Raw genomic sequence first — 24481 nt, 5'->3', positions numbered from 1 at the left:
GGAGCAGACATGCCCGAGCAAGCGGTCACTTCCTCCCCTCCGGACGTCGTTCCGTGGCCGGCCGGCGCGGCGGCCCGCTATGCGGCCAAGGGCTACTGGGAGGGGCGTTCGCTGGGATCCCGGCTCGCCGAGGCCGCGCGCCGCACCCCGGAGGCGATCTGCCTCGTGGACGGCCCGGTCCGCCTGAGCCACCGCGAGCTGATGGCGCGCGCGGACGGGGCGGCGGCGCGGATGAGCGGGCTGGGGATCGGCGCCGGCGACCGGATCGTGGTGCAGCTGCCGAACCGCTGGGAGCACGTGGTCGTCACGGTGGCCTGCTTCCGGCTGGGCGCCGTGCCGGTGTGGGCGCTGCCGCAGCACCGCCACCACGAGCTGTCCGGTGTGGTGGCGCACGCGCGGGCGAAGGCGCTGGTGGTACCCGGCACGCTCAAGGGGTTCGACCACCAGGCGATGGCCCACGAGATCGTCGCGGCGGTACCGGGCGCGGAGCACGTCGTCGTGGCGGGCGACGACGTCGCGCCGGGCGGCCTCTCGCTGCGGGAGCTGTGCGCGCCGGCGGAGGACCCCGAGGCGACGGCGGCCCTGCTCGACAAGGCCGCGCCGGACGCCGCCGGGGTCGCGACGTTCCTGCTTTCCGGGGGGACGACCGGGCTCCCCAAGCTCGTCGCCCGGACCCACGACGACTTCGCCTACATGATCACGCGCGCGGCCGAGCTGTGCCGGTTCGGGCCGGACACCGTCTACCTCGCCGTGCTGCCGCTCGGCCACGGCTTCACCAACGCCGGTCCCGGCGTGCTGGGCGCGCTGCTGGCCGGGGGCCGGGTGGTGATAGCGGACTCCCCGGCGCCGGAGGCTGCGTTCGCGGCGATCGAGCGGGAGCGCGTCACCGCGACGTCCGTGGTCCCGGCGGTCGTCATGCGCTGGCTGGAGCACCGCGAGGAGAACCGCGACGCCGATCTCTCCTCGCTGCGGCTGCTGCAGGCCGGCGCGGCGCGGCTGACGCCGGAGGCGGCGCGGCGGGTCGCGCCGGTGCTGGGCTGCACGCTGCAGCAGGTGTTCGGGATGGCGGAGGGCCTGTTGTGCCTGACGCGGCTCGACGACCCGGACGAGGTCGTCCATCACACCCAGGGCCGGCCCATCTCCCCGGACGACGAGATCCGCGTCGTCGGCGCGGACGGCGAGCCGGTGGCGCCGGGCGAGCCCGGCGTGCTGCTCGCCCGGGGCCCGTACACCGCCCGGAGCTACTACGACTCCCCCGCGACCGACGCGCGTTCGTTCACCGAGGACGGCTGGTACCGCACGGGCGACATCGTGCGCGAGGGGCCGGGCGGCAATCTCGTCGTGACCGGCCGGGAGAAGGACGTCGTCAACCGGGGCGGCGAGAAGATCAACGCCGAGGAGGTCGAGGACTTCGCGCTACGGGCCGGCGGCGTCGCGCACGCGGCGGCGGTGGCGACGCCGGACCCCGAACTCGGCGAGCGCGTATGCCTGTTCGTCGTTCCGGACGGCACACGGGAGGTGGCGCTGGCGGACGTACGGGCGGTGATGCTGGCGGCCGGCGTGGCCGCGTTCAAGCTGCCGGAGCGGCTGTTGACAATCCCGTCCCTGCCGATGACACCGATCGGCAAGGTCGACAAGAAGGCACTGCGAGCCGAGGCCGTACGGCGCATCGGGGCGGGGCCTCTGGGCGGCCCGGCATGAGCAACCTGGAGTATGGATTCCGCGGATCCGCGCACGGATTATCGGCCTGACCGACGTCAATCCGTGGAGGGCGCTCGCAATGCCACACATCGCAGTGGACCCCGAAAAGCCCGGCATCATCGGCCTGTTCGACTTCCGCCCGGAGACCGCGAAACCGCTCGGCGAACTGGTGGAGGTACTGCTGCGCGGCCCGAATTCCCTCAGCCGCGGGGAGCGGGAACTGATCGGCGCGGTGGTGTCGCGGAGCAATGACTGCTCCTTCTGCTCCCAGGCGCACGGCGCGTTCGCCGCGGCCCAGCTCGAGGGCGGCTCCGATCTGGTGGAGCGGACCCAGAAGGACCCGCACAACGCCCCGCTGTCGGACAAGATGCGGGCCCTGCTCCGGATCGCCCTGACCACCCGGGACAGCGGGAAGTCGGTGACGGCGGAGCAGATCGCGGCCGCCAGGTCCGCCGGCGCCACCGAGACCGAGATCCACGACACCGTGCTGATCGCGGCGGTGTTCTCCCTGTTCACCCGCTACGTCGACGGCCTGGGCACCGAGGCTCCGGACGCCCCGGAGTGGTACGCGGGGGCCGCCCAGCAGCTGGTCCAGGTGGGCTACCCCGGTCTCGCCGGGGCCCCCGGGGGCCGGTGAGAGGCACCGCAACGCCGAGAGGGAGGGGGACGCGGCCGCCCGGCCGTGTCCCCGCCGGCCGACCGTCGCTCGTAAAGGAGATCCGTCCGTGGCACGCCCCATCCGGAAGATCGTGATCGTCGGCGGCGGAACAGCGGGCTGGCTGTCCGCCGCCTATCTGAACCGCGCGTTCGGCGGGAAAGTCGAGATAACACTCGTCGAATCGGCCCGCATCGGCCGGATCGGGGTGGGCGAGGCCACGGTCCCCACCCTGCGGACGACATTCGCCTTTCTCGGCATGAAGGAGGAGGACTGGATGCCGCGGTGCAATGCGGCGTTCAAGTCGGCGGTCCGGTTCAACGACTGGCGGAAACCGCGTCCGGACGGCAGCCGGCACACCTATTTCCATCCCTTCTTCACCGTTCCCGAACCACCGGTGCCGAGTTACGAGCAGCCCTTTCACAAGCGCTTCGGCCGGGGCGTCTCACTGGCCCATTTCTGGCTGAAGCAACGGCTGGCGGGGGATCCGCGCGTCCGCGCCACGTTCGGCGACGCGGGCATGGCCCTGCAGCGGCTGTGCGAGCTCGACAAGGCCCCCAAGCCCCTGCCGGGCACCGACGCGCCCGACCCCGGCTACCGCTACGCCTACCACTTCGACGCAGCCCTCATCGCCGAGTACCTCCGGGACCTGGCGACGGGCCGGGGAGTGCGCCACCTGGTGGCCGACGTGAAGGCCGTCGCGCTCGACCCCCGGGGGCACATCGAGAAGGTCGTGACGGACACCGGCGCCGAACTCCACGCCGACCTCTTCCTCGACTGCTCCGGATTCCGCGGGCTACTGATCAACGAGGCCCTGCACGAGCCGTTCGTCAGCGAGCGGGACACGCTGCTGTGCGACTCGGCGATCGCCCTGCCGGCCGACCACCCCGGCGACGGACTACGGCCCTACACGACGGCCAACGCCCGGGGCGACGGCTGGATCTGGGAGATCCCGCTCTACCACCGCGAGGGCACCGGCTACGTCTATTCGAGCCGCACCACGACCCCGGAGAAGGCCGAGCAGGAGCTGCGCGACTTCCTGGGCCCCCGGGCGCACGACGTGCCGGCCAACCACATCCGGATGCGGGTGGGGCACAACCGCCGGTCCTGGGTGAACAACTGCGTCGCGGTGGGCCTGTCCAGCTGCTTCGTCGAGCCGCTCGAGTCCACGACCATCGCGTTGATCGAGTACCAGCTGGCGCTGCTCGTCCTGCACTTCCCGGACAGCGACCTGGACGAGCGCCGGGTCACCCGTTACAACGAGCTGATGACGAGCGCGTTCGAGGACCTGCGCGACTTCATCGTCATGCACTACTGCCTCACCGACCGCGACGACACCGAGTTCTGGCGGGCGGTCCGCGAGGCGCCGGTTCCCGACAGCCTGGCGCAGAAGCTCACCGAGTACGCGCAGAGCGTGATCATCCCCGACGGCAGCCAGCTGCGGCTGTTCGAGACCCGCAGCCTGTGGGCGATCCTGTCCGGGATGGAGTTCGGCTTCACCAAGGCCCCACCGTCGGTGGAGCTGATGAACGACGACGCCGCGTGGGAGATGTTCGAGCACATCGACAAGGAGCGCGACATCTACGCGGCCGCCCTGCCCGACCACCTCGCCTACCTCAAGGTCCTGCACGGCGCCCACGGCACGCGCGCGTGAGCGGCATCCGGGCGGGACACGAAGGCCATCGAGAGGACGAGGACGGGACGCTCATGCACTGGTACGAGAACGACGGCCTGTGGTCGGGATTCGCCGAGTTCATGTTCTCCCCGCGGCGGGCGGCCGAGGCGGCGGAGAACGTGGCCTTCTCGCCGCTGCTGGCGTTCCCGGCCGGCTCCCGGGTGCTGGACCTGTGCTGCGGGCCCGGCCTGTACCTGGTGCCGCTCGCCCGGCAGGGGTACCAGGTGACCGGCGTCGACCTCAGCGCCGCCATGCTGGAGCGGGCCAAGGAGGCCTGCGCCGCCGCCGGGGCGTCCGCCGGGCTCGTCGAGGCCGACATGGCCGAGTTCGCGCGGCCCGCCGCCTTCGACGTGGTGATCAACATGTACACGTCGTTCGGGTACTTCTCCGACCCGGAGAAGAACCTCCAGGTCCTGCGCAACGCGCACGCGAGCCTCGCCCCGGGCGGACGGCTGCTGATCGACGTCCTGGGCAAGGAGGTCCTGGCCCGGCGCGTGGGGCGGCCCCAGGTCGTCGACCTGCCCGGGGCGACCGTCCTGCTGCGCGACACCGTCCTCGACGACTTCACCCGGCTGCGGACCGACTGGACGCTCATCCGCGACGGCCGGTCCCACTCCGCGTCGCTGACCTCGTACGTCTACAGCGCGGCCGAGCTGCGGGCGATGTTCGAGCAAGCCGGCTTCACCGGCGTCGAGTGCTTCGGCGACTTCGACGGCCGCGTCTACGACCCCCGCGCCAGGCGGCTGATCGTCCGCGGCGTCCGGGAGTGAGCGCTCAAGCCCGCCCCGTCCCCGGCCGCTGCCCGGCCTCGCGCCGGGCGTCGGCCGGGGAGCGGCGCAGCAGGGTGAGCGCCGGCACCAGCCCGAGCGCGGCGCAGGCGGCGCACGCGAGGAAGGCGGCCCGCAGGCCCGCCGTCAGCCCGTCCGGGCCGCCCGGCGCGGCGGTGAACGTGGTGGCCGTCGAGGTGATCACCGCGACCCCCAGCGCCCCGCCGATCTGCAGCGAGGCGACGTTGAGCCCGGAGGCCACGCCGCTGGCGTGCTCGGGGACGCGCGCCAGCGCGGCCACCGACGCCGCGGCCGTGCCGGCGCCCAGGCCGGGGCCGAACACGACCAGGCCCCACAGGATGTCGGGCACGTAGCTCCCGTCCGCGGGCACCCGGGACAGCAGCAGGGAACCCGCGCCCAGCAGGAGCAGGCAGGCCACGACCACCGGCCGGAGGCCCGCCCGGGTCACCACGCTCTGCCCGGCGTACGCGCCCACGAAGGCCAGGGTCGGCATGACGGACTGCAGCAGGCCGAACTCGAGCGGCCCGTAGCCGAGCACGACCTGCCCGTACTGCGAGCTCGCCACCGACAGCCCGAAGGCCGCCATGCCCATCGTCAGCGTGACGAGGTCGCCGCCGGCCAGGGCGCGGCGGCGCAGCATGGCCGGGGGCAGCAGCGGTGAGGCCGACCGCCGTTCGACGGCCGCGAACACCGCGGCGAGCAGGGCGGCGACGGCGAACAGGCCGAGGGTCCGCGGGCTCGTCCAGCCGGTGGCGGACGCCCGGATGACGGCGAGGACGATCGCGAAGAGCGCGGCGGTGCCGGTCACGGCTCCGGCGACGTCGTACGAGCCCTGCCGCTCGGCGGCGCGGCTCTCCGTCAGCAGGGCGGGGGCGAGCGCCAGCACGAGCAGGCTGACGGGCACGTTGATGAAGAACACCCAGGTCCAGCCGAGCGCCTGGGTGAGCAGGCCGCCCACGAGCAGGCCGGCCGTGGCGCCGATGCCGCCGATGCCCGCCCAGCCGGCGAGCGCGGTGTTGCGGCTCCGGCCCTCGGGGAAGGTGTTCACCAGGATCGACAGGGCGGTGGGCACCATCAGGGCGGCCGCCACCCCGCCCAGCGCCCGGGCGCCGATGAGCACCGCGCCGTTCGGGGCCAGGCCGCAGGCCGTCGAGCTGACGAGGAACAGCGCCGTGCCGGTCATGAAGACCCGGCGGCGCCCGAGGCGGTCGGCGGTCCGGCCGCCCAGCAGGAGCAGGCCGCCGAAGGTCAGCAGCTTGGCGCTGAGCACCCACTGCGCGTCGCCGGTGGACATGCCGAGGTCGGCGGCCAGCCGGGGCAGCGCCAGGATGACGCTCTGCGAGTCGAGGAGGACCGCGAAGTTGGCGAAGCACAGAAGGACCAGCGCGCCCCACCGGAAGCGCGCGGCGGGCGGGCCGGCGGTCCCGGGCCGGTCGGTGCTCCCGGGTTCGTCGGTGCTCCCGGTTCCGCCGGCCCCTGGCGCGCCGGTCCGCCGGCCGGTGGGTCGGGGTCGGGTCACCGGAAGGCTGCCGGGGTGTTCGCGGGAACCCCGGAGCGGGACCGTGCGCCCGGCCCGAACAGCACCCGCCCGATCACGGACGGCTTCATCAGCCCCTGCGGCGGGTCGATCAGCGAGATCGTCCGGATGAACTTCCGCGCCACGACGGGGTCGTTGGCGGCGGCGGCCTGCACGCGGGGCATGAAGACGTTGGCCATCCGGGTCGCCACCGTCCGCCGGCCGCGCACCTGGGGGTAGCCGAGGTCGGCGGCGGCCGACATGCTCCAGGGCGCGTCGGTGACGCGGGCGAGGTCGCGGAAGTAGGCGTCCGCCCGGGGGCCGCCGGGCGTCTGGAGGTGCCGGGCCAGCACGGTCGCCCCGAGGGCCGCCACCGTCATCCCCTGGGCGTAGACGGGGTTGAAGACGCAGGCCGCGTCCCCGATGACCAGGTACCCCGCCGGGAAGCGCCGCAGGCGCTCGTAGCGGCGCCGGACGCTGGCGGGGAAGCGGAAACTGCCCGCGGGGGCGCGCTGTTCGGCGTCGCGGACGGCCGCGTGGACCTGGGGTATGGGCAGCGTCCTGGCGTAGGCGAGGAAGCCCTCGCGGTCGGTGGGCGCGCGGTCGCCGTTGATGCCGGTGAGGGTGAGGGCGTACCGGTCGGCCAGCCGCGCGAAGATCGCCCCGCGCGGGAACGCGGGGGTCGCGGTCGGGACCAGCGCGATGTCCTCGCCGAGCGGGTCGTCGGGCAGCGGGCCGACGAAGTCCATGGTCGTGTACGTCAGGTCCATGTGGACCTTCTCCTCGGGCGGCGGTGCGTAGCCGAGCTCCTCCAGCCAGCGCGGCGTGCGCGACGCCCGTCCCGTGGCGTCGACGACCAGGTCGGCCTCGATGGTCTCGGCCGCGCCCTCGGCGTCGCCGTCGCCGTGCGGGCGGACGGTGACCCCGGTGATGCGGCCGTTGCCGGCCGAGGCGCGCAGGCCGGTGATGTCGGTGCCCTCGCGCAGGACGACGCCGGGGAGGGCCGCGACGCGGGTGCGGAGGAAGTGTTCGAGCACGGGGCGGTTGGCGGCCACGCACGCCATCCCGGTCTCGGTCTCCGCGAGCATCCGGCCGTTGAAGTAGTAGTGGCAGGTGGTTCCGTAGTCGCCCACGGGCACGTCGAGGGCGAGCATGTCGTCGACGAAGCCGGGGAACAGCTCCTCGATGATCTGCCGGCCGCGCTCGAGCAGGGCGTGGATGTGGACGGCCCAGGACACCGAGCGGCGCACGTCCGCGCCCGCGCCCGTGAGGTCGTCGCGGTCGATGACGGTGACCCGGTCGTAGGCGTCGGAGAGCACGCGGGCGGCGAGCAGGCCGCCGATGCTGCCACCGAGCACGACGGCGTGGTCGCCGATCTTGGCTGCCATGAAGTGCGCCTCCCCGTGATCCGAATGAGCAAGCGGTGGGGGAAACGCTAGTGCGACGGCCGCGAACTCCTCTTCTCCCACGTTGCGGCGTACGGACCGGACCGCGGCCGATTTCTCCGGGACTGCTCGATCCGTCCCGGACCGTAGGCGGCCGGCGGCCCGCCTTGTAGCGTCCGGGCTCGACCCCTCACGGCGGAAGCAGAAATGAGGACCAGGTGATACGCCCGTTCCGCGTCGCGACCCCGCAGGCAGCCCTGGACGATCTCCGCGCGCGGCTGGCGTCGACGCGCTGGCCCGCTCCGGTGCCCGACACCGGCTGGAGCCGCGGGGTGCCGCAGCCCTACCTCCAGGAGCTCGCCGACTACTGGCGCGAGGAGTTCGACTGGCGCGCCACGGAGGCGCGCGTCAACGCGTTCCCGCAGTTCGTCGCCACCGTCGACGGCGCCGACATCCACTTCCTGCACGTCCGCTCCCCCGAGCCCGGCGCGATGCCGCTGCTGCTCACCCACGGCTGGCCCGGATCGTTCCTCGAGTTCCTGGACGTCCTCGGCCCGCTGAGCGACCCCCGCTCCCACGGCGGCGATCCCGCGGACGCCTTCCACGTGGTCGTCCCCTCGCTGCCCGGCTTCGGCTACTCCGGCCCGCTGACGCGGCACGGCTGGTCCGTCGAGCGGGTGGCGGGCGTGTGGGCCGCGCTGATGGCCTCGCTCGGCTACGACCGCTACGTCCCGCAGGGCGGCGACCTCGGCGCCTTCGTCTCCCTGCTCCTCGGCGCGACCGACAGCGAGCACGTCGTGGGCACGCATGTGAACTTCCTGCTGACGCCCCCGGAGGAGCCGGACCCGAAGGCGGCCGAGGGCCTGGGCTACATGGCCGTCCAGACGACCCGGCCGCAGACCCTCGGCTACGGCCTGACCGACTCGCCCGTCGGCCAACTCGCCTGGATCACCGAGAAGTTCCTGGAGTGGACCGGCGCGGACAAGGCGCCCGAGGAGGCCGTGGACCGCGACGCGCTGCTCGCCGGCGTCACGCTGTACTGGCTGACCGGGACCGCCGGCTCGTCGGCCCACTTCTACTACGACAACGCCGCGTTCCTGCCCACGTCGGCGGCCCCGCCCCGCCCGCTGCCACCGGTCCCCGGGCCGCTGGGGGTGGCGGTGTACCCGCACGACATCGCGCGGCCCGAACGGCGCCTCGCCGAGGCCGCGTTCCCGGACCTCGCGCACTGGAACGAGCTCGCGCGGGGAGGGCACTTCGCCGCCCTGGAGGAGCCCGGGCTGTTCACCGACGACCTGCGGGCGTTCCTGCGCACGCTCCGGGCCCGGTAGCGGTCGGTCGGTCGGTCGGGGTCCTCAAGTCGGCAATCTGGAGGAAGTCACGGGCCGGTCCGGGATCTAGCGTGGTGAGCGGTCGTCACAGGCCCGTACGACCGCGACCGCGAGGAGAATCCCGATGGAGACACCAGAGACTGCGGCCAACCTCGACAACGTCGGCTTCGGGTTACGCGGCATCGAGCTGGAGAGGGTGCCGTCGGCCGACGGCACCCCGATCGCGTTCGAGCGGTCCGGCAGCGGGCCGTCCGTGGTGATCCTCGGTGGCGGCCTCAACGAGAAGGCGATGTTCGCCCGGCTCGCCGAGGCGCTCTCGGAGCGGTTCACCGTCTTCAACTACGACCGCCGCGGCCGGGGCGGGAGCGGGGACGCGCAGCCGGAGCGGTGGTCGGTCGAGCGGGAGGTCGAGGACCTGGCGGCGGTGCTCGAGGCGGCGGGCGGATCGGCCTCGGTCTTCGCCAACTGCACCGGCGGGATGATAGCCGTCCGGGGCGCGGCCGCCGGCCTGCCCATGGCGAACCTGGCGATGTACGAGCCCCCGTACGGCGGCCCCCGCGTACCCGAGGGCTACCACGACGAGCTGCGCCGGCTGATCGCGGCCGACCGCAGGGGCGACGCGGTGGCCCTGTTCCTCAAGGTCGACATCGGCTTCGGCGAGGAGTCGATCGAGCGGTTCCGGGAGCACCCGGTCTGGCCGTCCTTCGAGGCGGTCGCACCCACCGTCATCTACGACTCGGTCATCAGCGACGACAGCACCGAGGTCCCCCTCGACCTCCTGCCGAAGATCGCCGTTCCCACCCTCGTCATCGGCGGCGACGACAGCCCCGAGTGGATGCTCGCCCCGTGCCGGGCCCTGGCCGCGGGGATTCCCCGCGGCCGGTTCGTGAGCATGCCGAGCGAGGGCCACCTGTTCAACCAGAAGCTGGGCGCACCCCTGCTCGCGGAGTTCTTCACTTCCGTCTGACCCGGTTCCGTCCGACCCCTGGTTCCGTCTGACCCCTGGAGGAGACACCCGATGGAGAATCGTTGCCCCGTCGTCCTGGACACCACGGGCCGGGACATCCACGCGGAAGGCGCCCGCATCCGCGAGCGGGGACCGGTCGCCCGGGTCGAGCTGCCCGGCGGCGTCGAGGGCTGGTCGGTGACCGGCTACGAGATGGCCAAGCAGGTGCTGTCGGACCCCCGCTTCGTCAAGGACCCGCAGAAGTGGCCGGCGTTCGCGGCGGGCGAGATCCCCTCGAACTGGCCGCTGATCGGCTGGCTCCTGATGGACAACATGACCACCAACGACGGCGACGACCACATGCGGCTGCGCAAGCTGATCCAGCGCGGCTTCACCACCCGGCAGGTCGAGGCGACCCGGCCGCTCATCGAGAACATCGTCCGCGACCTGCTCGACCGCCTGGCCGACACCCCGCCCGGCGAGGTCGTCGACCTCAAGGGCCGCTTCGCCACCCCGCTGCCCGCCCGGGTCATCTGCGACATGTTCGGCGTACCGGAGTCGGCCCGGGCCGCCGCCCTGCGCGGCGCCGGGGTGAACGTCAGCACCTCCATCACCGGCGACGAGGCCGAGGCCAACGTCGAGCAGTGGCACCGCGAGCTGTACGAACTCGCCGAGCTCAAGCGGCGCACGCCCGGCGAGGACCTGACCAGCCTGCTGCTCGCGGCCCGGGAGGCCGACGGCACCCACCTCAGCGACGAGGAGATGGTGGGCACCCTCCACCTCATGCTCGGCGCCGGCTCCGAGACGCTGATGAACGCCCTCAGCCACGCCGTGCTCGCCCTGCTCACCCAGCCCGACCAGCGCGAGCTGCTGGTGCGGGGGAAGGTCTCCTGGGACGACGTGATCGAGGAGACGCTACGGGTGCAGGCGCCCGTCGCCCAGCTCCCGCTGCGCTTCGCGACCGAGGACGTCACGCTGGGGGACGTCGTCGTCCGCAGGGGCGACCCGGTGCTCATGGGCTTCGCGGCGGTGGGCCGCGACCCGGAGGTGCACGGAGCGAGCGCCGGGGAGTTCGACGCCGCGCGCGCGGACAAGACGCACCTCTCGTTCGGTCACGGGGTGCACTTCTGCCTCGGCGCGCCGCTGGCCCGCCTGGAGCTGAAGATCGCCCTGCCCGCCCTGTTCGAGCGCTTCCCCGACCTGTCCCTGGCGGTGGCGCCCGAGGAGCTGGAGCCGCAGGGCACCTTCATCATGAACGGTCACAAGGAGCTGCCGGTGCGTCTGGGCGAGCCGGCCCCGGCCGGCGCGTGAGGCCGGGCGACAGCTCCTCGATCCTGGCCTCGAGGTAGCGCCGCTCCAAAAGGCTCGTCGTGCGCCGGGCCGCCGTCTCGAAGGCGGCCCGCGCGCCGGCGGCGTCGCCGGCCATCGTCAGCAGGTGGGCCCGGACGGCGTGCAGCCGGTGGTGGCGCGCCATCCGGGCGTCGGCCTCCAGGGTCTCCAGCAGCTCGAGCGCGGCGTGCGGCCCGCGCACCATGGCCAGCGCCACGGCCCGGTTGAGCTGGACGACGGGGCTGGGCCAGACCGTCTCGAGCAGGTGGTAGAGCGCCAGGATCTGCTTCCAGTCGGTGTCCTCGGAGGACTTCGCCTCGTCGTGCAGCGCCGCGATCGCGGCCTGCAGCTGGTACGGGCCGACCGGGCCGCGGGCGAACGTGCGGTCCAGGAGCGCGGTGCCCTCGTCGATCAGGTCCTGCCGCCAGCGGCCGCGGTCCTGCTCGGCGAGCGGCACCAGGATGCCGCCGGGGCCGGTGCGGGCGGGGCGGCGGGCCTCGGTCAGCAGCATCAGGGCCAGCAGCCCCGCCACCTCGGCGTCACCGGGCAGCCGGCCGTGCAGCTCGCGGGTGAGCCGGATGGCCTCGCGGGTCAGGTCGCCCGGGCCGAGGTCGGCGCCGAACGAGGCGGTGTAGCCCTCGTTGAAGATCAGGTACAGCACGTGCATGACGACCGGGAGACGCTCGCGCTCCTCCTCCGGCGGCAGCGGGAAGTCGAGGCCGGCCTCCCTGATCCGCTGTTTGGCCCGGCTGATGCGCTGGGCCATCGTGGCGTCGGGCACGAAGAACGCCCGGGCCACCTGCGAGGTGGTGAGCCCGCCGACGGCGCGCAGGGTGAGCGCCATCCGGGACGCGGGCGACAGCACCGGGTGGCAGCACAGCGACAGCAGGGTCAGCGTGTCGTCGCCCCGGGCCGCGGCCTCCTCGCCGGGGCCGGGCGCGCGCAGCTCGTCGGCGGGCGTCAGCGCGAAGACCGTGCTCTCCCGGTTCTGACGGGCCGAGTCGCTGCGCCAGGCGTCGGCGAGCCGCCGGGTGGCCACGGTGACCAGCCAGCCCTTGGGGTTGTCAGGGATCCCCTTCTCGGGCCACTGCACGAAGGCGGCGAGCAGCGCCTCCTGGACGGCGTCCTCGCAGGCGTCGAACTCCCGGTGCCGCCGCACGAGCAGGCCGAGGACCTGCTGCGCCAGCTCGCGCAGCAGGTCCTCGATGGCGGGGGAGGCCGTCACATCTCCGAGCCGGACTGGTCCATGATCGGGCGGACTTCGGCGACGCCGTCACGGGTGTCCGGGAACCGGGAGGCGATCTCGACCGCGCGGTCCATGCTGTCGCAGTCGACGACGAAGTAGCCCGCCATCTGCTCCTTGGAGTCGGCGAAGGGCCCGTCCGTGACCGCCAGCGCCCCGTCGCGCATCCGCACGGTCCGGCCCAGGACCGGGTCGGCCAGCGGCTGCGCGTCGACCAGTTCGCCGGACTTGGAGATCTCCTCCATCAGCATCCCGAACTCGGCCATGCGCGCGTCCCGCTCCTCGGCCGACAGCTCCTTGTCCTGGTGGAGGAACATCGGGTGCTTCCAGCTGGTGGGGTTGTTGTGCAGCAGGATCAGGTACTTCACGTCACTCTCCCTCGGATCGCGGGTGCCGGTGGCGGCGCCTCACCAAGGAGTCGGAGCGGCGGGGCGGATTTCGACATCGGCGCACGGCCGCCGGGAGCGTGACGCCGATCACGCGGCCACCCTCGCACATACGGCACACAGCGAGAAGCGGGCGGAAGGCCGGGGCACGTAGTTTCGAGACACCGATCGTGCGCCGGCGTCTTCCCCTGGGAGCAACCATGTCTGATGCACCACTGGCGATCGTCACCGGGGCGTCCTCCGGTATCGGCGCGGAGTTCACCCGCGTCCTGCTCGCGCGCGGCCACCGGGTCCTGGCCGTGGCCCGGCGGGCCGACCGCCTCGCGGCCCTCGAGGCCGGCTCGAACGGGCGGGTGGTCGCCGAGGTCCGCGACCTGACCGCGGACGGCGCGACCGAGGCGGTGGCCGCCCGCGCCGAGGAGCTCGGCGGCGCCGGCCTGCTCGTCTGCAACGCCGGCCGGGGCATCCGCGGGAGGTTCACCGAGACGGATCCCTCCGACACGCTCGCCATGCTGCGGCTGAACGTGATGGCGAGCGTGGACCTGACCTCCCGGGTGGTGCCGCGGATGGTCGCGCGCGGCTCCGGCGGCGTCATCGTCGTGGCGTCGACGCTCGGCTTCGTCACCACGCCCTATCTGGCGGCGTACGGGGCCAGCAAGGCGTTCCTGCTGTCGTTCGCCGAGGCGCTGTCGTGCGAGCTGCGGGGCACCGGCGTACGGGCCATGGCGCTGTGCCCGGGGCCGACCGTCACGGAGTTCGGCGACGTCGCGGGGCTCGGCGACCGGGTGGAGAAGACGCCGGGTCACACCACGGCCGAGGAGGTGGTGGCCGGGGCGCTGCGGGCGTGGGACGCCGGGCGCACGGTGACCGTCCCGGGCACCGTCACGCGCCTGATGACGGCGGCGCTCGACCACGCGCCGCGGCCCGTCGCCCGCAGGGTGATGGAGCGCGTCTTCCGCTGAGACGCGGTAACGGTATGTCCTTCGCGGGTCCTCGGCAGTGACCTGAGGGGCTGCAGAAACGTTGAGCTGCGTGACGAACGGGAGTTGGACGGGCGAAGCGGCCCCCTCCCCCGCCGTCGCCACGACCGCTCACGGAAGGACCACCGGCCATGACGATGACGCGGACCCTCGGCGTCCCGGGAGCGCACCTGCGCTACGAGGTGCGCGGGGCGGGACCGGTGCTGCTGCTCCTGGGGTCGCCCATGGGCATCGCCGCCTTCGCGCCGCTGGCCGACGCGCTCGTGGGCGACTACACCGTCGTCACCCACGACCCGCGCGGCATCGCGGGCAGCGCCCTCGACGACCCCGAGCAGGACTCCACCCCCGAGCTGCGGGCGGACGACGTCGCCGCCCTCCTGGACGTGGTGGGGGCCGGCACCGCCGACGTGTTCGGCAGCAGCGGCGGCGCGGTGACCGGGCTCGCGCTGGTGGAGCGGCACCCGGAGCGGGTGCGGACCCTCGTCGCGCACGAGCCTCCGCTGCTGGAGCTGCTGCCCGACGCCGCCGACCGGCGTGCCATGGTCGACGACATCGTGGAGACGTTCCACCGGGAAGGCGCGGAGGCGGCCTGGTGGAAGTTCATGGCCGGATCCGGGCTCGCCGGCGACGGGGACGGCGATGCCCCGGCGGCCGCGCCGGACGAGCCCTCGCCCATGGATCTCGTGGACGGCGCCCGCTTCTTCGCCCACGAGCTGCGGCACACCACCCGCTACGTGCCCGGGACGCGCGCCCTGGCCTCCGGTCCGGCGCGGGTCGTCGTCGGCATCGGCGCCGACTCCGGCGCCCTGGAGACGTACCGGACGTCCATGGCGCTGTGCGAGCTGCTCGGCTCGCTGCCGGTCGAGTTCCCCGGCGAGCACGTCGGCTTCCTCGAGCGGCCCGAGGAGTTCGCCGACGTGCTGCGGAAGGTGCTGAGCAGCCCGTTGGCGTAGCACCGCGCACGCAGGGCCCCGCCGTCACGGGACGGCGGGGCCCTGCGTGCGCCCGGTCAGCTGAAGCGCTGCTCGAGGTGCACGGTGATCTCGTCGCCCTGGTCCTTGGCCAGGACCTTCCGCAGCGCCGCCTTGAGCGGGAGCATGTGGACTCCGTTGCCGACCGGCAGCATGGTGGCCTGGAACGCGTGCCCGTCGACCGTGCCGGCGACCTTGACGGCCCTGCCCGTGCCGAAGAACTCGCTGGATCCGGGCATGAGCACACAGGTCCAGCCGCTGTTGTTGTCCTGGGTGATGGGCGCAGTGAACTTCGTGTCGATGGTCTGGGCGGTCTTCGGTGCCTCGGGCATGGTGCGTTCTCCTTGTTCCGTCGTTCTCTGTGGCGGGGGTTATGGCGCGGGCGTCGCCGTCGCCGACACGGCGGCCAGCAGCGCTGTCGCTATCCGCTCGGTCTCGTCCCGGGTGACGATCAGCGGTGGGGCGACGAGGACGTTCGGTCCGGTGCGCCGGACGAGGACGCCGCCGTCCTTCATGTGCGCACGCACGCGTGCGGCGCGCCGCGAGCCGTCGAGTTCGAGGGAGACCAGCAGCCCGCGGCCGCGTACGTCGCGGACGTACGGCAGCGGGCGCGTCTCCTCCAGGGCGGCCAGCAGCTGGGCGCCGCGGGCCTCGGCGTTGGCGACCAGGCCCTCGGACTCGACGACGTCGAGCACCGCCAGCCCGGCCGCGCAGGCGGCGGCGTGGCCGGAGTGGGTGTGGCCGTGGACGAAGCCGGCCTTCGTCTTGTTCGCGTCGAAGACGTCGAAGACGTGCTCCGTCGTGGTGACCGCGGCCAGCGACATGTACCCGGCCGTCAGCCCCTTGCTGGTGGCCAGGAGGTCGGGGCGGACCCCGGAGTGCTGGTAGCCGAACATCCGGCCCGTCCTGCCGAATCCGGTCGTCACCTCGTCGAGGACCAGCAGGGCGCCGTGCCGGTCGCAGAGCTCCCGTACGGCGCGCAGGCTGGCGTCGGGCAGGAGGTGGCCGCCCCGTGACTGCACCGGCTCGACGAGCACCGCGGCGGTGCGGTCGCCGTGCCGGGCGAGGAAGTCCCGCAGGGCGCCGGCCCCGTCGGCGGCCCGGCCGGGCCGGGGCAGGGTGACGAAGCCGGCGGGCGTCACCTCCTTCGCCACGGGCGACGAGCCCGCCGAGCACGCGGCGGCGGCCATGGTCGCGCCGTGGTAGGCGTTCTCGAACGAGACGACGAGGTGGCGCCGGGGCGCTCCGAGGACCGCGTGGTAGAAGCGGGCGATGCGGATGCACGTCTCCATCGCCTCGGACCCGCTGTTGCAGAAGAAGGTGCGGGTCAGCGGCGGCCCCGTCAGCTCCGCGACGCGCCGCGCCAGCCGGATGGCCGGCACGTTGGCGCCCTCGCCCATGTCGTAGGTCATCAGGCGGGACAGCTGGGCGTTCACCGCGTCGATGACGGGACGGCAGCCGTAGCCGAGCGTGGCGTTCAGGCCCGAGGACTTGGCGTCGAGGTAGCGGCGGCCGTCCGCGTCCCACACCTCGCACCCCCGCCCGGACACCGCGACGACGGTGTCCGGGCTGACGCGGCTCGGCGACCAGGGGTGCCACAGGTGGTCGGCGTCGACGGCGAGCAGGCCGGCCCGGCTCTCGACGGCCGGGTCCGTGGGGAGCGCGTTCATCCCTCGTACCCCTTCCGGCTCGGTTGGGCAGGCCGCCGAGCGGTCGCGGACCTCCCGGCGGCCCTCATCAGCGGGCGTCCGCGAGGCGCTCGGCCGTCGGGTCCCGCAGTGTGGTGTCGACCTTCTCCAGCAGTGCCGCGAGGAGGATCCCGCCGAAGACGATCAGCGCCCCGCCGATGCGGATGGCCAGGGCGTAGCCCTCCGTCGTCGCGATGTCGGGGCGGGTGCCGCCGCCGATGGCGTCGCCGGCGTGCCGGATCGCGAGGGCCACCAGGATGGCCACGCCGAGCGCTCCGCCGATCTGCTGCATGGTGCTCTGTACGCCCGAGGCCAGGCTGGAGTCCTGGACGGTGACGCCGTGCAGCGCGGCGTTGGTCGCGGCGGGCATGCTGGCGCCGGCGAACAGGCCGAACACCACCATGCCCGGCAGGATCCCGCCGAGGTAGGAGCTGTGGACGTCGATCGTGCTGGTGATGAAGAGGCCCACGCCGGCGCCGACGTATCCGACGGCCGCCACCGGGCGGATGCCCACGCGGGGGATCAGGGCGGTGCCCACGGCGATGCCGGCGCCGATGGCGACGCTCAGCGGCAGCCAGGCCAGCCCGCTGACCAGCGGGGAGTAGTCCAGCACCTGCTGTTCGAAGAGGGTCAGCATAAAGCTGTAGGAGATGAAGGCGGCCATGAAGAACAGCGTGGCGGCGTTGACGACCGACCTGGTCCGGTTGGCGAAGAAGCCCAGCGGGATGAGGGGGTTGCGGGCGCGGCGTTCGATGAGGAGCATCGCCACGAGCAGCGCGGCGCCGGCGACGAGCGGGACCACGACCGTGGTGGAGCCCCAGGAGTGGTCGGCCGCGTGCAGCAGGCCGTAGACGACGCCGGTCAGGCCCAGGGTGAGGGTGATGCCGCCGACGACGTCGAGCGCCTGGCCCTTCTCCCGCACCATCCGGCTCTCGGACACCAGCCGGGGAACCATCACGAGGACGAGCAGGGCGACGGGGAGGTTGATGAAGAAGATCCAGCGCCAGGACGCCAGGTCGGTCAGCAGTCCGGAGATGACGGAGCCGACGGTGCTGCCCAGTCCGATGATGCCGCCCCAGACGCCGAGCGCCTTCGTGCGCTCCTTCGCGTCGGTGAAGAGCAGGGCGATCAGGCCGAGGGAGGCGGGGGCGGCGAGCGCCTCGGCGGTGCCCTGGCCGACCCGGCCCACGATCATCATCCAGGGGTCGACGGCCGCCCCGGAGACCGCCGAGGAGACCGCGAAGACGACGACGCCGGTCACCAGCAGTCGTCGTCGGCCGAAGACGTCGGCCAGCCGGCCGCCGAGCATCAACAGCCCGCCGGCCGCGAGGACATAGCCGTTGACGACCCAGGCCAGGCCGGCCGGGGAGAAGCCGAGCCCGTTCTGGATCTGCGGTAACGCCACGTTCACCGCGGTCATGTCCAGCAGGATCATGAACTGCAGACCGGATAAGAGGGCCAGCACCAGCCATCGGCGGGGGTCCGCTGCCGTGCGGGGGACCTCGGCGTCATCCGCCGCCGCACTCGAATTGACCGTGGTCACGCGATTTCTCCCTTGATCAGCGTTGTGCGCCTGCGAGATGACGCTCGGCCGGCCGCGCGATGAGGACGGGAGTTCACACTGTCCACATCAGCTGTGCCCACACGGTATATCGCATCGATGAGCGAGGCAAACACCCAGATGGGAACGGAGCGACCCCCGCACTACGGTGCGATGCGGGCCCGAACCGGAATCGAATCCCAGGCCCGCAGCGTGTTGTTGAGGCGGCGTCGGGCGGGCCCGGCGGCGTCCAGCTCCGCGACCCGTTCGACGAGGGCGGTGAGCAGGCACTCGGCCTCCAGGCGCGCCAGGTTCTGGCCCACGCACTGATGGATGCCGAAGCCGAACCCCACATGCCCGGACGGGTCGCGGGACAGGTCGTAGGCGTCGGGGTCGGCCCAGCGCCGGGGATCGCGGTTGGCGGCGCCGAGGAACAGCAGGACCTTCGCGCCGTCCGGCACCGCCACGCCGTCGACCCGCGCGGAGGCGGTGGCGGTACGGAAGAACGTCTGCACCGGCGACGCCCAGCGCACCGCCTCCTCGAACGCCACCCGCACCAGACCCGGTTCGGCGCGCAGCCGCCGCCACTGCGCGGGGTGGGTGGCGAGCGCGTACAGCACGGCGGCCAGGGCGTGCACGGTGGTGTTGACGCCGGCCGCGAACAGCGAGCGCACCACGGAGGGCGCCTGTTCGGGGGTGATATCGCCGCGGTCGGCCGCCGACCAGATCTCCGTCCCGAACCCGCCCTCGGCGAGCGCCTCGCGCTCGCAGTGGGCGACGACCCAGTCCGACAGCTCCCTCGCCCGTGGCGCGTCCCGGGCGACGAGCTCGTTGCGCGGGCCGAAGGCGTTGAGCAGGAAGTCGCTGAAGGGCAGGAGCTTCTCCCGCCCGTCCTCGGGAAGGCCGAGCGCGTCGGGGAACACCCGCAGCGGGAACGCCTCCGCGAGGCAGGTGACGGCGTCGAACTCCACGACGGAGCCGGCGCGCCCGTCCCCCGGGCCCGTGGTCAGCAGCCGGTCGACCATGTCCCGTGCCGCCGCCGTCCACTCCGCGCGCAGCCGGCGTTGCGTACGGGGCCCGAGCAGGGCGGACAGCACCCGGCGCGGGGCGTCGTGGTGCGGCGGGTCGGCCTCCACCAGCGCGCTCAGCGGCCGCCAGGCCTTCTGCGTACGGAAGTTGTACAGGCCCACTCCGGCCCCGGACTGGAAGCCCTGCCAGTCGCGCAGGGCCGCGTACACGTGCTCGTGGCGGGCCACCGCGTAGATGTCGTGCGCGCTCAGGTACACCAGCGGCCCGGCCTCGCGCAGCGCGGCGTCCAGCGGCAGCGGGTCCGTCAGCACCTCGTGGCCGAAGGGGTCGGTGTCGATGACGGGCAGGGACGGCCCGCCGGCGGGTGCCCCGCCGGCCAGGGTCTCGGTCATGGTCGCGACCTCCGTCGCCTCGGGGCCGGGGGTCCGGCCGGTCGTGGTGTCCGTCGCGGGCGCGGTCGTCCCACGGGTCCGGGTCCCACCGGGCCCGACCTCACAGGTCCAGTACGAGCCGGGCGCCGCAGGAGCGGGACACGCAGGGGTACATGCGGTCCCCGGCGGCGCGTTCGTCGTCGGTGAGCAGGGCGTCGCGATGGTCCACCACGCCGTCGACCACGGCGGCCTCACAGGTGCCGCAGGTGCCCTCCCGGCACGACGACAGCACGTCCGCGCCGGCCGACCGCACGGCGTCCAGCACGGTCGTGCCGGGGGCTACGGTCACCCTCGCCCCGGTGCGCGCCAGGACGACCTCGAACGGCGCGTCCCGCACCGGCGCCTGCTGCTCGCGGGCGGTGAACCGCTCGGTCCGCAGCGTCGCGGCGGGCCAGTGGGCGCACGCGGCCTCGGCGGCGGCGAGCAGCCCGGCCGGGCCGCAGCAGTACACCCGCAGGCCGTCGCGCACCTCCCCCAGCCAGGCCTCCAGGTCGGGTCTGCCGCGCTCGTCCTCGGGCAGGACGTGGACGCGGTCGCCGTAGCGGGCCAGCTCGTCGAGGAAGGCCATCGACCGGCGGCGGGGGCCGCCGTAGAGGAGGTGCCAGTCGGCTCCGACCAGCCGCGCCTGATGGATCATCGGCAGCAGCGGGGTGATGCCGATGCCTCCCGCGACGAACAGGTAGCGCGCGGCGGGCACGAGCGGGAAGTTGTTGCGCGGGCCGCCCACGCCGACGCCGTCCCCGACCCGGAGCCGGTCGTGCACGTACGCCGAGCCGCCCCGGCCGTCCGGCTCGCGCAGTACGGCGATCCGGTAGCGGTGGGCGTCCCAGCGGTCCCCGCACAGGGAGTACTGGCGGGTGACCCCGCACGGCAGGACGAGGTCGATGTGCGCGCCGGGCGTCCAGTCCGGCAGCCGGTCGCCGTCGGGGTGGGCGAGGTGGAGGACGACCACGTCGTCGGCGACGGCGTCCTTGGCCGTCACGCGCAGCGTCAGCTCGCGCGGCTCCAAACCGGGCTCCCTCCCTCGGTGTTCGAACATTCGAAAAGTAGTGATTCCGCTCCCGTCAAACGCTTCCATGCCGACCTCCGCGCCGTCTTCTCCTGACGTGCTCAAACACCCGCCGCATCACGCCAGTACGGCCCCCCGGGCATCGGCCGGGACCGCCCTCGGGCCGCTGACCAGCGATGTTCACCCTGTACACTGGGCCGGGGAGGAATTGCGGACCATGAGCCAAGACACGCGCTCGCGCTCGTACCACCACGGCGACCTGCGCGCCGCGCTGGTGGAGGCCGGGGTGAAGCTCGCGCGCGAGGGCGGGGCCGGAGCGCTGGGCCTGCGGGTGGTCACCCGCTCCGTGGGGGTCACCCCGAACGCCGCCTACCGGCACTTCGCCGACCGTCGCGCCCTCGTCCTCGCCGTCGCCGCGGAGGCCCAGGACCGGCTCGCCCACGCCATGCGCGACCGGATGACCGCCCTCGGGGACGACGACCCCGGCGCCGACCGCGCCGCGCGGGCCGTGCGGAACCTGCGCGGAGTGGGCCTGGGCTACATCCACTTCGCGCTCAGCGAGCCCGGCTGGTTCGACGTCGCCATCCTGACCCGGGACGAGTCCGACGGCGACGCCCCGCCCGCCACCGTGGGCGACCGCGTCGCGCCGCCCTACCAGCTGCTGCTCGACGCCCTCGACGAGATGGTCGCCGCCGGCGCGCTGACCCCCGAACGCCGGGTGAACGCCGAATGGGTGTGCTGGTCGATGGTCCACGGCTTCGCCGACCTGGCGACCCGCGGCCCGCTCAAGGGGCAGGACCGCGCCATGGTCGACGGGCTCGCCGCGCACGTCGTCGACACCATCGTCGACGAGATCAAGTCGTAGGCCGCGTACCCGAGGTCGCCCGCGCCTCGTGGAACGCGGTGGGCGCGGTGTAGCGGACGCCGCCCACGGCCGCCGCGGCCTCGCGCAGGGCCTCGTTGCCGCGCAGCATCCGCTCGAGGGCGTCCGGATCCCCGCGCGGCGCCGTGCGCTGCAGTCCGAAGAGGACGGTGACGGCGTCGCCCGCCGCCTTCGGCGCGTGCGGGGCGAGGATGCGTTCGGTGGGCACCGGGTAGAGCAGGACGCCGCCGCCGGGGCCGATATCGGCGGCGGTGAGGCCGGCGAGCGTGGCGGCGATGACGTCCTCGGCGTGCCGGCCCGGCAGCAGCACGTTGCAGCGGGGATGGGGGTCGTCCTGCCACGACCCGGTGTCGCGCAGCCGGGCCTCCAGCGGCGCGGCCCGCCGCAGGAAGTCGCCGTAGCCGGTGGTCTCGGTCTCCTCGGCGCCGCGCCGGTGGGAGAGGCCGGCGAGCAGCGCGCGGTCGTCGGGCTCGTGCGGCGGGTCGAAGGCGGCCATGGCCTCGAGGACGAAGACCCAGCCCGCCCCTTCCCCGTCCCCGGCGGGCCGGGCCTGGCCCTCCACGTGGTGGAAGCGGCCGTCCTCGATCAGCCGTCGCTGGTCGGCGAGGAACGTGCCGAGGTCGCGGTACGGGAGCAGGTGGCGTCGGGCCGCGCCCGGGGCCCGTGTCAGCGCGAGGGTGGCGCGGGTGACGATCCCGTGCTCGCCCTGGGTGCCGCGCACCGCGTCGAAGAGCGCGGCGTTCCCGGTCGGCGAGCAGGTGACCCGTTCCCCGGACCGGGTGACGACCTCGAGGTCGCGGACGGTGTCGGCCACGCAGCCGTGGCGGTGGCTGGTGCCGCCGAAGCCGCCGGCGGACAGCGTCCCTCCGACGGTCAGCCCGAGGTGGTCCGGCAGTACGATGGGCGTGAGCCCCGCGGGCAGGACGGCGTCGGCGACCGCGTCCCACCGGGCCCCGGCGTCCACCGTGACCGCGTCGGGGCCCGCCTCGCCCACCCCGTCCAGGGAGCTCAGGTCGACGACGATGCCGTCCCGCGCCTGGGCCTGCCCGTCGACGGCGTGCCCGGCGCCCCGGGGCACCACCGTGATGCCGTGCTCCCGGCCGAACCGTACGACCGCCGCCACGTCGCCCGCGTCGGCGGGACGCAGCACGGCGAGCGGACGCCGCCGCACCCGGTTGCCGAAGTCCCGCGCCGCGGCGTCGAGATCGGCCTCACGGGTGCTGAGGACACCACGGAGACCCGGCACGGCCTCACCGACGATCGTCTTGACCACCATCACTCCGAAAACGTCGACCGCTGGACCGTGCGGGGCCGATCGTCCCCGCCGCGGCCGCCGGAACGACATATCGCAGCGTGCGCACTTCTGCGGGCGCGCCGGGCCGGGCGCTCGCGCGTACGGCCCGGCGCGCCCGGCGTCACATGTTGATCATGTGGCCGGCGAGGCCGTGCACGGCCTCCTTCACCGCTTCGCCCAGCGTGGGGTGCGCGTGGATGTTGCGGGCGACCTCGTGGACGGTCAGGTCCCACTGCTGGGCCAGGGTCAGCTCGGGGAGCAGCTCGGTGACCTCGGGGCCGATCAGGTGGGCGCCGAGCAGCTCGCCGTGGCGGCCGTCGCTGATGACCTTCACGAAGCCGGTGGGGTGACCGAGGCCGTGGGCCTTGCCGTTGGCCGAGAAGGGGAACTTGACCACCTGTACGTCGAAGCCCTGTTCCCGGGCCTGGGCCTCGGTCCAGCCGAAGCTGGCGATCTGCGGCTGGCAGTAGGTGGCGCGCGGGATCATGATGAAGTCCAGCTCCATGGTCTCCGCGTCCGCGATCGTCTCGGCGGCCACCATGGCCATCGCCTCGGCGGCGTGCGCCAGCATCAGCTTGGCGGTGACGTCGCCGATGGCGAAGATGTGCGGCACGCTGGTGCGGCCGCGCGCGTCCACGTCGATCGCGCCGCGCTCGGTCAGCCGCACGCCGGTGGTCTCGAGGCCGTAGCCGGTCACGCGCGGGGCGAAGCCGATGGCCTGGAGCACCTTGTCGGCCTCGAGCACCTCCTGCCGGCCGTCGCGGGTGACGGTGACCCGGACCTTGGCCGCCGGGTCGGTGTCGTCGATCGACTCGACCCGGGTGGACGTCAGGACCTTGATGCCCAGCTTGCGGTACTGCTTGGCGAGTTCGGCCGAGACGTCGGCGTCCTCCAGCGGCACGAGCCGGTCGAGGAACTCGACGACGGTGACCTGGACGCCGTAGTTGTGCAGGACGTACGCGAACTCGACGCCGATCGCGCCGGCGCCCGCGATGATGATGCTCTCCGGCAGCTGGTCGGTGAGGATCTGCTCCTCGTAGGTGACCACGCGCTCGCTGAGGGAGGTGCCGGGCAGCAGGCGCGTCGTGGCGCCGGCGGCGATGACGCAGTGGTCGAACGTCACGGTCTCGGTGCCGCCGGCCGACAGCGCCACCTGGAGGGTGCGGTCGTCGGTGAAGGTGCCCCGGCCGTCGTACTCGGTGATGCCGTTCTTCTTCATCAGGTAGTGCACGCCGCTGACGCGGCCGTCCGCCACCTTGCGGCTGCGCTTGAACGCCTCGGTGTAGTCGAAGCTGATGCTGCCCTCGACCTTGATGCCGTAGGTCTTCGCCTCGCGGGTGACGGTGTGGGCGAGTTCGGCGTTGCGCAGCAGCGCCTTGGAGGGGATGCAGCCGACGTTGAGGCACACCCCGCCCCAGTACTTCTCCTCGACCACGGCGACCCGCAGGCCGAGTTGGGCGCAGCGGACCGCCGCGGTGTAGCCTCCCGGGCCCGCGCCCAGGACGACGACGTCGAAGTGTGTGCTCATGATCCGTGCTCTCCCATGGAAGTGATCGGCAAGCCGCTACGGCGACCTTAGAACACCAGGCGGCGCGGGCCGGGGTCGGCCCGGCTGCCCCGGGCGGGACGAATCGCCCGCACGCGGACCGCCCGCCCGCCGGATGGGAGGCCGGCAGGCGGGCGGTATCGGCTCACGGTCGC

The 24481-nt window shown here is 73.5% G+C and carries 21 protein-coding genes; 10 read left to right on the top strand and 11 right to left on the bottom strand.

The features are described from left to right. The first annotated feature begins 9 nt into the window (after positions 1 to 9). The 4 genes from J1792_RS22940 (at position 10) to J1792_RS22925 (ending at position 4801) form a co-directional block, all read left to right on the top strand. Entirely contained in the window at positions 10 to 1701 is a 1692-nt protein-coding gene (locus J1792_RS22940) for a (2,3-dihydroxybenzoyl)adenylate synthase (RefSeq protein ID WP_242646348.1), read from the top strand. Positions 1702 to 1780: 79 nt separating this feature from the next. Continuing rightward, complete coding sequence (locus J1792_RS22935) at positions 1781 to 2338, top strand: carboxymuconolactone decarboxylase family protein (RefSeq protein WP_086573304.1); 558 nt, start codon at positions 1781 to 1783, stop codon at positions 2336 to 2338. An 88-nt stretch (positions 2339 to 2426) separates the two neighbouring features. Next, positions 2427 to 4010 (top strand): tryptophan halogenase family protein, encoded by a 1584-nt coding sequence (locus J1792_RS22930; protein WP_086573302.1) that lies wholly within the window; start codon positions 2427 to 2429, stop codon positions 4008 to 4010. A 53-nt stretch (positions 4011 to 4063) separates the two neighbouring features. Further along, positions 4064 to 4801 (top strand): class I SAM-dependent methyltransferase, encoded by a 738-nt coding sequence (locus J1792_RS22925; RefSeq protein ID WP_086573301.1) that lies wholly within the window; start codon positions 4064 to 4066, stop codon positions 4799 to 4801. Between the two features lie 4 nt (positions 4802 to 4805). Here J1792_RS22925 and J1792_RS22920 read toward each other — a convergent pair whose 3' ends face one another. Beyond that, a complete protein-coding gene (locus J1792_RS22920; RefSeq protein WP_207248074.1) occupies positions 4806 to 6338 on the bottom strand; it encodes an MFS transporter in 1533 nt (510 codons plus the stop codon). Next, positions 6335 to 7723: an FAD-dependent oxidoreductase gene (locus tag J1792_RS22915; RefSeq protein WP_086573298.1), complete on the bottom strand. Its 1389-nt coding sequence runs from the start codon at positions 7721 to 7723 to the stop codon at positions 6335 to 6337. The genes J1792_RS22920 and J1792_RS22915 overlap by 4 nt, the downstream gene beginning before the upstream one ends. Before the next feature lie 218 nt (positions 7724 to 7941). Here J1792_RS22915 and J1792_RS22910 point away from each other — a divergent pair, with 218 nt between their 5' ends. The 3 genes from J1792_RS22910 (at position 7942) to J1792_RS22900 (ending at position 11308) form a co-directional block, all read left to right on the top strand. Further along, the gene (locus tag J1792_RS22910) at positions 7942 to 9051 is read left to right on the top strand and encodes an epoxide hydrolase family protein (protein ID WP_086573307.1); all 1110 of its coding nucleotides are present in this window, start codon (positions 7942 to 7944) and stop codon (positions 9049 to 9051) included. Between the two features lie 124 nt (positions 9052 to 9175). After that, a complete protein-coding gene (locus J1792_RS22905) occupies positions 9176 to 10018 on the top strand; it encodes an alpha/beta fold hydrolase (protein WP_207248073.1) in 843 nt (280 codons plus the stop codon). Between the two features lie 51 nt (positions 10019 to 10069). Continuing rightward, positions 10070 to 11308 (top strand): cytochrome P450 family protein, encoded by a 1239-nt coding sequence (locus J1792_RS22900; RefSeq protein ID WP_086566824.1) that lies wholly within the window; start codon positions 10070 to 10072, stop codon positions 11306 to 11308. On the opposite strand, the gene J1792_RS22895 is transcribed toward J1792_RS22900, so the two are convergent. Both J1792_RS22895 and J1792_RS22890 read right to left on the bottom strand, forming a co-directional pair. Next, the gene (locus tag J1792_RS22895) at positions 11247 to 12551 is read right to left on the bottom strand and encodes an RNA polymerase sigma factor (RefSeq protein WP_207248072.1); all 1305 of its coding nucleotides are present in this window, start codon (positions 12549 to 12551) and stop codon (positions 11247 to 11249) included. The genes J1792_RS22900 and J1792_RS22895 overlap by 62 nt on opposite strands. Further along, the gene (locus J1792_RS22890) at positions 12548 to 12937 is read right to left on the bottom strand and encodes a YciI family protein (protein ID WP_086566828.1); all 390 of its coding nucleotides are present in this window, start codon (positions 12935 to 12937) and stop codon (positions 12548 to 12550) included. The genes J1792_RS22895 and J1792_RS22890 overlap by 4 nt, the downstream gene beginning before the upstream one ends. Positions 12938 to 13155: 218 nt before the next feature. On the opposite strand from J1792_RS22890, the gene J1792_RS22885 reads away from it, so the two are divergent. Further along, the gene (locus J1792_RS22885) at positions 13156 to 13917 is read left to right on the top strand and encodes an SDR family NAD(P)-dependent oxidoreductase (RefSeq protein ID WP_086566829.1); all 762 of its coding nucleotides are present in this window, start codon (positions 13156 to 13158) and stop codon (positions 13915 to 13917) included. A 149-nt stretch (positions 13918 to 14066) separates the two neighbouring features. Continuing rightward, positions 14067 to 14888 (top strand): alpha/beta fold hydrolase, encoded by an 822-nt coding sequence (locus J1792_RS22880; RefSeq protein ID WP_086566831.1) that lies wholly within the window; start codon positions 14067 to 14069, stop codon positions 14886 to 14888. Between the two features lie 56 nt (positions 14889 to 14944). On the opposite strand, the gene J1792_RS22875 is transcribed toward J1792_RS22880, so the two are convergent. From J1792_RS22875 to J1792_RS22855, 5 genes are all read right to left on the bottom strand, one after another. Continuing rightward, a complete protein-coding gene (locus tag J1792_RS22875; protein WP_086566832.1) occupies positions 14945 to 15238 on the bottom strand; it encodes a DUF1905 domain-containing protein in 294 nt (97 codons plus the stop codon). A 39-nt stretch (positions 15239 to 15277) separates the two neighbouring features. Next, a complete protein-coding gene (locus tag J1792_RS22870; RefSeq protein ID WP_086566834.1) occupies positions 15278 to 16576 on the bottom strand; it encodes an aminotransferase family protein in 1299 nt (432 codons plus the stop codon). 67 nt (positions 16577 to 16643) lie between these two features. After that, positions 16644 to 18137, bottom strand: a complete 1494-nt coding sequence (locus tag J1792_RS22865; RefSeq protein WP_242705334.1) for an MFS transporter — start codon at positions 18135 to 18137, stop codon at positions 16644 to 16646. A gap of 161 nt (positions 18138 to 18298) precedes the next feature. Then, the gene (locus J1792_RS22860) at positions 18299 to 19555 is read right to left on the bottom strand and encodes a cytochrome P450 (RefSeq protein ID WP_207248071.1); all 1257 of its coding nucleotides are present in this window, start codon (positions 19553 to 19555) and stop codon (positions 18299 to 18301) included. A gap of 100 nt (positions 19556 to 19655) precedes the next feature. Continuing rightward, on the bottom strand, positions 19656 to 20633 hold the full coding sequence (locus J1792_RS22855) for a PDR/VanB family oxidoreductase (RefSeq protein WP_086566835.1): 978 nt from the start codon (positions 20631 to 20633) through the stop codon (positions 19656 to 19658). A 187-nt stretch (positions 20634 to 20820) separates the two neighbouring features. On the opposite strand from J1792_RS22855, the gene J1792_RS22850 reads away from it, so the two are divergent. Then, complete coding sequence (locus J1792_RS22850) at positions 20821 to 21468, top strand: TetR/AcrR family transcriptional regulator (protein WP_086566837.1); 648 nt, start codon at positions 20821 to 20823, stop codon at positions 21466 to 21468. Here the strand turns inward: J1792_RS22850 and J1792_RS22845 are convergent. Together J1792_RS22845 and lpdA are read right to left on the bottom strand one after the other, a co-directional pair. After that, on the bottom strand, positions 21458 to 22762 hold the full coding sequence (locus J1792_RS22845; protein ID WP_207248070.1) for an FAD-binding protein: 1305 nt from the start codon (positions 22760 to 22762) through the stop codon (positions 21458 to 21460). The two genes, J1792_RS22850 and J1792_RS22845, sit on opposite strands and share 11 nt — an antisense overlap. A gap of 139 nt (positions 22763 to 22901) precedes the next feature. Then, a complete protein-coding gene (gene lpdA, locus J1792_RS22840) occupies positions 22902 to 24308 on the bottom strand; it encodes a dihydrolipoyl dehydrogenase (RefSeq protein WP_086566840.1) in 1407 nt (468 codons plus the stop codon). Between the last annotated feature and the right edge of the window lie 173 nt (positions 24309 to 24481).

Origin of the sequence: Streptomyces triculaminicus, from assembly GCF_017349075.1 — a bacterium.
GTDB classification, from domain to species: domain Bacteria; phylum Actinomycetota; class Actinomycetes; order Streptomycetales; family Streptomycetaceae; genus Streptomyces; species Streptomyces triculaminicus.
Note: the sequence above shows the minus strand (reverse complement) of the source record. Positions and strands in the feature narration are given on the sequence as shown.